We start from the raw sequence: 7,433 nt of genomic DNA on the forward strand, positions 1-7,433 counted from the left end.
ACGTCCGTGCGCTCAGCTCGCGGACGTATCGATCACCTTGAAGCGCGAACGCTTGTTCGCGCGAATCACCGCCTCGTACGCCTGCACGTACTCCTGCGCCATGCGGTGCGAGGTGAAACGCTCTTCGAAGCGGCGCCGCACGCCGGCGCGCGGAACGCGCGCGATGCGGTTCACCGCCGCCACGGCGCCGATCTCGTCCTCGACGATAAAGCCCGTCACGCCCTCTTCCACCACCTCCGGTACGGCGCCGCGATTGAACGCGATCACGGGCGTGCCGCACGCCATCGCCTCGATCATCACGAGGCCAAACGGCTCCGGCCAGTCGATCGGGAACAGCAGCGCATGGGCGCCGGAGAGGAATTCGGCCTTCTGGCTGTCGTTGATCTCGCCCACGTACTCGACGTGCGGCAGCGCTAGCAACGGCTTGATGTCGCGCTCGAAATACTCGCGGTCGGCTTCGTCGACCTTCGCGGCGATCCGGATGAGCAGCCCGCAGCGCCCGGCAATGCGTATCGCCGTGTCGACGCGTTTTTCCGGCGAAATACGGCCGAGAAACGCAAGATAGCGCTGCTCCACAGGCTGCGGCGTGTAGAGCGTCTCGGGCAGGCCGTGGTAGACCGTGCGCAGCCAGCGCGCTTGCGGCATCGGCTGGCGCTGTGCATTGGAGATCGAGATGACGGGCGCGGTGTTGAACGTATCGAAGACGGGCTGCTGCTCGGGCAGGTCGAGACGGCCGTGCAGCGTCGTCACGAACGGCGTTTCCTGGCGCTTGAACACCGAAAACGAGTAGTAGTCCATATGGAAATGCAACACGTCGAACTGGTCGGCCTGGCGGCGCACCATTTCCATGAGGAGCATGTGCGGTGCGATACGGTCGCGGATGCCGGGGTCGAGCCGCAGCGCTCGAGGCCACACGGGCTCGAGCTTCGCGCTCGTGAGCGAATCGCCGCTCGCGAACAGCGTGACGTCGTGCCCGAGTTCGACCAGCGCTTCAGTGATATACGACACGGCGCGCTCGGTGCCGCCATAGAGCTTCGGCGGGACCGATTCGGTCAGCGGGGCGATCTGCGCAATTCTCATCGTGTGTCTCCAGGAAACGGGGCCGCGTTGCCCGTTCTTGCGGTGCCGGTCATTCTAAGCCAGGTCCGGGCGGCCATCGGCGACGCAGCAGTTGTCCCATTATTCGGCAAGCCGGGCTCGCGCGCCGCCAGTCTTTCAATTTCTATACGGTGTTACATGCCGAAACAACCCCTGCGTTTTCCCTACCGGCCTATCTGGCGGGCCATTTCCAGGCCGGCACGTCGAGCGTATGGGGGTCGCCGAACCCGGTTGCGCCGAGGCGCCGTTCGAGCACGACCGACTGGCTGCCGGCCTCGCGCTCCAGCGCCGCCACGAGCCGCGCCGCGTGCGAAACGACGATGACCTGCGAGTGCCGCGACGCCCGCGCGATGAGCCGCGCGAGCGACGGCAGCAGGTCCGGATGCAGGCTCGTCTCGGGCTCGTCGAGCACCAGCAGGCCCGGCGGCCGCGGGCTCAGCAGCGCCGCCGCGAGCAGCAGATAGCGCAAGGTGCCGTCCGAGAGCTCCGCGCCACGCAGCGACCGCAATAGCCCCTCCTGGCGCAGCGCTACCTCGAAGCGCCCTTCGTGATTCACGACTTCGACGCGCGCGCCCGGAAAGGCGTCGCCGATGGCGGTATCGAGCGCCTCGCCGTCGCCGATCTCGCGGATCGTCTGCAGCGCGGCGGCGAGGTTGGCGCCGTCGTCGGCGAGCACCGGCGAATGCGTGCCGATCTGCACCTGGCGCGCGCTCGCGTGCTCGTCGGTGCGGAAGTGGTCGTAGAAACGCCACGAGCGAATCTGCTCGCGCACGGCGATCATTTCGGGTGCGCTGCGCGGGTCGGCGTACTCGGTCATCATGCTGTCGAAGCTCGCCACGGGCTGCGCGAGCGTCGTCCATTCGCCCGCGGCGTCGCGGATGCGGATCATCGGCCCCTGGCGATCCACGAGCAACGCCGAGGGCCGCAGGATCGGCCCGCTCCAGATGCACTCGCGCTTGATCACCGGGTCGAGCGAAAACTGCGAAGTGGACGAAGGCAGCGGCAATCCCAGATCGATCGCGTAACCGAAGGCGTCGCCCGCGAAGCCCAGGCGCAGGCTCACCGCATCCTTGCGTACCGTGCCCTGCACCGCGTATTCCCCAGCGGTGACGGCGCGCGAGAAGCGCTCGGGGCCCGCCCACAGCGTGGATTGCAGGCCGCCCTCGCGCGCCAGCGACGGGATCACGCCGCCGCGGGCGGTGAGCGCGAGCAGACGCAACGCGCGATAGAGATTCGACTTGCCACTGCCGTTCGGACCGGTCACGACGTTGAGCGCACCGAGCGGCACGATGAGCTCGCGCAGCGAGCGGTAGTTGGCGATGGCGAGCGTAGTCAGCATGAAGGTGCGCGGGGTGGCATGGCAGTCGCACTGCGGATGCGTGGATCAGCCACGCATCATACGCAATCGTGCCGGCGCGCGAACCGCCTGTGCCCCGTATCGTTCAGCGCGGCTGGGGCACCGCCGCGAGGTCGCGCAGGAAGGTGTCTCGCCACACGCCGAGGTCGTTGCGTCTGAGCGCCTCCATGTTGGTCTGGTAGCGCGCCTGGCGCTCTTCGAGCGGCATCGAGAGCGCGCGTTCCAGCGCTTCCGACATACCGGTCGCATCATGAGGATTCACGAGCAATGCGCCCGTGAGTTCGGCCGCCGCGCCTGCGAAGATCGACAGCACGAGCACGCCCGGATCGCCGGGATTCTGCGCGGCCACGTATTCCTTGGCGACGAGATTCATGCCGTCGTGCAGCGGCGTCACATAGCCGATCTGCGACTCGCGAAAGAGCGACATTAGTTTCCAGCGGTCGTACTGCTGGCTCAGATAGCGGATCGGCGTGTAATCCAGGCCAGAGTAGCGGCCGTTGATGCGCCCGGCTTCCCGCTCCAGTTCCTCGCGTATCACCTTGTAGCTCGCGACATCCGAGCGTGTGGGCGGCGCGATCTGCACGAGCGTGACCTTGCCGCGCCATTCGGGCGACGTTTCCAGCAACTGCTCGAACGCATGGAAACGCTCGACAAGCCCCTTCGAATAGTCGAGCCGGTCCACGCTCATGATGAGCTTGCGCCCTTCGAGACTCTGCTTGAGGTCGAGCACGTGCTGGCGGCTTTCGTAGCGCGCGGCCTGCTCGGCGATCTCGTCCGGAAACACGCCGATGCGGTAGACCCCCGTGCGCAGCTTGCGGCCATACGCCTCGACCTCGCCGTGCTCCGGATTCTCTGCGCGCTCGCGAACCTTGCCGCGCGCCTCGCGCGCGATGTAGTCGTGGAAAGCCTGCTGGTCGTTCTGCGTCTGGAAGCCCAGCAGGTCGTAACAGCACAGCGACCTGACGAGTTCGTCGTGCGGCGGAATGGTCTGCAGCACCTGCGGCGATGGAAACGGAATATGCAGGAAGAAGCCGATGCGGTTGCGCACGCCTTCCGAGCGCAGCGCCTCGGCGAACGGAATCAGGTGGTAGTCGTGCACCCAGATGTTGTCGTCCGGGTGGATCAGCTTCATGAGCTTGTGCGCGAGCCACGCGTTCACGCGGCGATAGCCCGCGTATTCGTCGCGCTCGTAGCGCGCGAGGTCGTTGCGGTAGTGGAACACCGGCCAGAGCGTGGCGTTCGAGAATCCGCGGTAGTACTGATCGTAGTCCTTGCGCGTGAGGCCGACGGTCGCAAAGGTGACGTGGCCTTCTTCGACGAGCGTCGGCCCCGCGTTCGCCACCGTCTCGCTCACCACGTCGCCGCTCCAGCCGAACCACACGCCGCCCGCGTCCTTCAGCGCGCCGAATACGCCGACCGCGAGGCCGCCTGCCGAGCCCTTGGTCTCCGTCGGCGTCGCCACGCGGTTCGAGACGACTATCAGTCTGCCCATCTTGCTGTTCCTCCTCCTTTCCCTCTCGACCGCTGACAGCGGTTATCCACCATTATCGCGGCGGCTTTCGGTCGCCGGCTCGCGGGCGTCGGTGGCTTGCGCTGCCTCGGCCCCCTTAGCCGCTTCGGATGCCGGCCGCGCCGGGCGGTGCGTCTCCAGCTCCTCGCCGTCTCCCGGCACGCGCGTGCCCGTCACGGGATCCGCCTCCGTATGGGCCGCCGTGCTCGCCGCCGCCTGCCGCGCGGGGCGGCGCACGAAGGACGGCAGTTCCCCGGTGCTGCTTTCGAGCTCCGCCGAAACTTCAGCGCGCGCACGCGGCAGGAACTGCGGATAGTGCTCGTTGACGAAATCGAGCAGCCCTTCGCGCACGCGGCAGCGCAAATCGAAGTTCAGGCCGGAGTCGCGCGAACTCACCAGCACGCGCACCTGCATCGCGCGCTCGTTGGCGTCGGTGACCTGTAAAACCTGCACACGGCGGTCCCATTCGGGCGCACCGTCGACGATGCGCGCGAGCGCCTCGCGCAGCGGCGCGAGCGGCATGCGGTAGTCGAGCCACAGAAACACCGTGCCGATGATCTGCGAGCTGCTGCGCGTCCAGTTCGCGAACGGATTCTCGATGAACCATTGCAGCGGCACGATGAGCCGCCGCTGGTCCCAGATCCGCACCGAAACATAGGTGCCGGTAATTTCCTCGATGCGCCCCCACTCGCCCTGGATCACGACCACGTCGTCGAGCCGGATCGGCTGCGAGAGCGCGATCTGCAAACCGGCAATCAGATTCCCTAGCACGGGGCGTGCCGCGATACCGGCGACGAGACCGGCAACCCCGGCCGAAGCCAGCAGGCTCGCGCCGATCTGCCTCACGTTCGGGAAGGTCATGAGCGCCGCGCCCACGCCCACGATGATGATCAGCACCATCACCGTACGCGCGAGCACGCGGGCCTGGGTGTGGATGCGGCGGGCCTGGAGGTTGTCGGCGATGTCGAGCGGATGGGCGGCGATGATGGCCTCGCCGATCGCCGCCGCGCAGCGCACCGAAAGCCAGGTGATCGCGGCGATCAGCGCGAACGCGCACAGCTCGCGCAGGCCGCTGATGTGCCGGAGCGTGTCGGGCGCCTGCCACCAGACGAATTCGATCGCGAGGATCGCGAGCACGACGAGCGCCGGTTTGCGGATATAGCGCAGGAACACGCTGACCCGCGGATACGGGCGCGCGATGCGCAGCAAGACGCGGCCGCCGACCCAGTGCAGGCCGAACGCGAAAACGAGCGCGAGCGCGCTCACGAGCAACGTGCCGAGCCAGTCGTGCAGCGGCGCGTCGGTGAAATGGGAGAGATCGTCGAGTGTCGGCATCTGCGGCCAGTTCCTCCTGAGCATCCTGAGCAAAGGGCGACTCTTGGAAACGGCACGGGCGCAGGCCCGCGGACGGCCTCGGCGAGGGTGAACGCTGGCCCCGCTGCGGCCTCGATGATGAACGGCGCGGCGGCGGTCGGTGCCGCGCCGTGTTTGCAGCTATATCTAACTACGGACTACGGATTACGACTCGAACCGGCCGGCTTCAACTCCCGTTGCCGGTCTTGCAGGGAAACGCCTTGCCCAGCCCGAGCGAAATGGCAGTACTGGCGTTGTAGCCGGCCACGTTCGGGTTGTCGGCGATGTACTTGCGCACCGCGTCGGTGAGTTGCGCCGAGCGCGCATCGGGCGGCAGGCAGAAGTATTGACCCACGCGCGGCCCGGTAGTGCCGCCGATGGCGTCGATGGTGTTGAAGATGCCGTCCGCGGCACCTTCGATATAGGCAGCGCATGCACTGCGCGAAGCCACGTCGGTCTTCGTGCAGAGCCGGTTGAGGTCGCTTGCCGTGAATGCGAAAGCGGAGAGCGGCAACGCCATCGCGCCCGCACAGATCAGAACCCGCAGCATGGTTCTCCTTGAGTTGTCATGGGGAGCGGCGCATCGAGCGCCGCCGGGCGGCCGCGTTGGTGCAGTGCGGCCGTCTTACCCCATTATTTTGCACTGTTTTGCGGCGCTGCCGGGCTCGCCGTGGAGAGGCCAGCCTGCGTCATGCGCGCCGTGAGGTCCTTGATCGCATCCGGCGCCTTGTACTGGCGCGCGAAATCGAGCGCCGTCATGCCGATCTGGTTCTTCGCGCCAAGCGTCGCGCCGTGCTCGAGCAGCATCTGGAGCGTCGTGAGATGGTCGCCGCGTGCGGCCATCATGAGCGGCGTCGTGCCGTTGGGCGACAGCGCGTTGACGTCGGCCGAATAGCCGATCAGGAGCTTCGCGACGTCGTCGTTGCCGTTCGCGGCGGCGTAGTGCAGCGGCGTCCAGCCCTTCTTGTTGACCTCGGCACCCTTGGTAATGAGGAGCTTCACGAAGTCCACGTCGCCGTTGAGCGCGGCGAGCATCAGCGCGTTTTCGCCTGCGCGGTCTTCAGCGGCGATGTTCGTCTTCGGGTTGTCGAGCAGCACGGCCCCGACCTTGTCGGACTTCTCGCGCGCGGCCAGCACGAGGAGCGGCATGCCCTGGTCGTCGGTGGCATTCGGGTCCATGCCTTGAGCGAGCGCCTTTTGCACGCCCTTGTCGTCGTCGAACTTGACGCTCTTGATGAGCGAGTCGATCGGAGCGGCATGCGCCGCGGCGCCGAACAGGGTGGCGGCGACGCCGAGCACGAGCGCGGCGGCAGTACGGCGGACAGGGTTGGCGGCGTGCGGAAGCGGTTTCGAGTTCATGTCAAGCCTTAACGTTATCTGCTATCTCGTTGATATTTAAAATCATTGACAGCACGCGGTTCGCGATTCAGGCCTGCGGCTGGATCTTGAAGAGCCGGAAAAAGTTCTGCGTGGTGACAGCGCCAAGTTCGGCGTCCGGCAATCCGCGTTGCTGCGCAATGAATCTTCCGACATGGCTCACGTACGCAGGTTCATTGGGTTTGCCACGAAACGGCACCGGCGCGAGGTACGGCGAATCGGTTTCGATCAAAAGACGCTCGATCGGCACACGGCGCGACACTTCCTGCACATCGGTCGCGCTCTTGAACGTCACGATGCCCGAAAGCGAGATGTAAAAATTCTGCGCGAGTGCGCGCTCGGCAATCGCCCACGGCTCCGTGAAGCAATGCATTACGCCACCCGGTTCGCCCGCGCGCTCCTCTTCCATGATGCGCAGGGTGTCGTCCGAAGCGGCTCGCGTATGGACGATGAGCGGCTTGCCCGTGGCGTGCGCCGCGCGAATGTGCGTGCGAAAGCGCTCGCGCTGCCATTCCATGTCGGCGATCGTGCGCTCGCCCAGGCGATAGTAATCGAGCCCCGTTTCACCGATCGCCACCACTTTCGGGTGCGCAGCCAGTTCGACCAGCTCGGCCACGGTCGGCTCGCGCATGTGCTCGTGGTCGGGATGCACACCGACCGACGCGTAGACGTTCTCGTAACGGCTCGCGATGTCGAGCACCGAAGGCAGCGTCTCGAGGTCCACCGACACGCACAGCG

At 66.5% G+C, this 7,433-nt stretch carries 7 protein-coding genes; all 7 read right to left on the reverse strand.

Translation table 11 applies throughout. The annotated features are described in order from the left end of the window. Positions 1-12: 12 nt before the first annotated feature. Entirely contained in the window at positions 13-1,080 is a 1,068-nt protein-coding gene (locus AB4Y43_RS36860) for a glycosyltransferase family 4 protein (RefSeq protein ID WP_069268067.1), read from the reverse strand. Positions 1,081-1,270: 190 nt separating this feature from the next. Continuing rightward, positions 1,271-2,437: an AAA family ATPase gene (locus AB4Y43_RS36865; RefSeq protein WP_368730033.1), complete on the reverse strand. Its 1,167-nt coding sequence runs from the start codon at positions 2,435-2,437 to the stop codon at positions 1,271-1,273. Between the two features lie 103 nt (positions 2,438-2,540). After that, the gene (otsA, locus tag AB4Y43_RS36870; protein ID WP_069268069.1) at positions 2,541-3,947 is read right to left on the reverse strand and encodes an alpha,alpha-trehalose-phosphate synthase (UDP-forming); all 1,407 of its coding nucleotides are present in this window, start codon (positions 3,945-3,947) and stop codon (positions 2,541-2,543) included. A 42-nt stretch (positions 3,948-3,989) separates the two neighbouring features. Continuing rightward, on the reverse strand, positions 3,990-5,300 hold the full coding sequence (locus AB4Y43_RS36875) for a mechanosensitive ion channel family protein (RefSeq protein ID WP_368730034.1): 1,311 nt from the start codon (positions 5,298-5,300) through the stop codon (positions 3,990-3,992). Positions 5,301-5,505: 205 nt separating this feature from the next. After that, on the reverse strand, positions 5,506-5,868 hold the full coding sequence (locus tag AB4Y43_RS36880; protein ID WP_028207010.1) for a Rap1a/Tai family immunity protein: 363 nt from the start codon (positions 5,866-5,868) through the stop codon (positions 5,506-5,508). An 83-nt stretch (positions 5,869-5,951) separates the two neighbouring features. Beyond that, entirely contained in the window at positions 5,952-6,677 is a 726-nt protein-coding gene (locus tag AB4Y43_RS36885; RefSeq protein ID WP_069268071.1) for an ankyrin repeat domain-containing protein, read from the reverse strand. 67 nt (positions 6,678-6,744) lie between these two features. Beyond that, positions 6,745-7,433, reverse strand: a 689-nt coding sequence (locus AB4Y43_RS36890) for a TatD family hydrolase (protein WP_368730035.1), incomplete at its 5' end; no start/stop codon positions are given.

The sequence above is a fragment of the Paraburkholderia sp. BR10872 genome (assembly GCF_040965835.1).
In the GTDB taxonomy this organism is placed as follows: domain Bacteria; phylum Pseudomonadota; class Gammaproteobacteria; order Burkholderiales; family Burkholderiaceae; genus Paraburkholderia; species Paraburkholderia nodosa_A.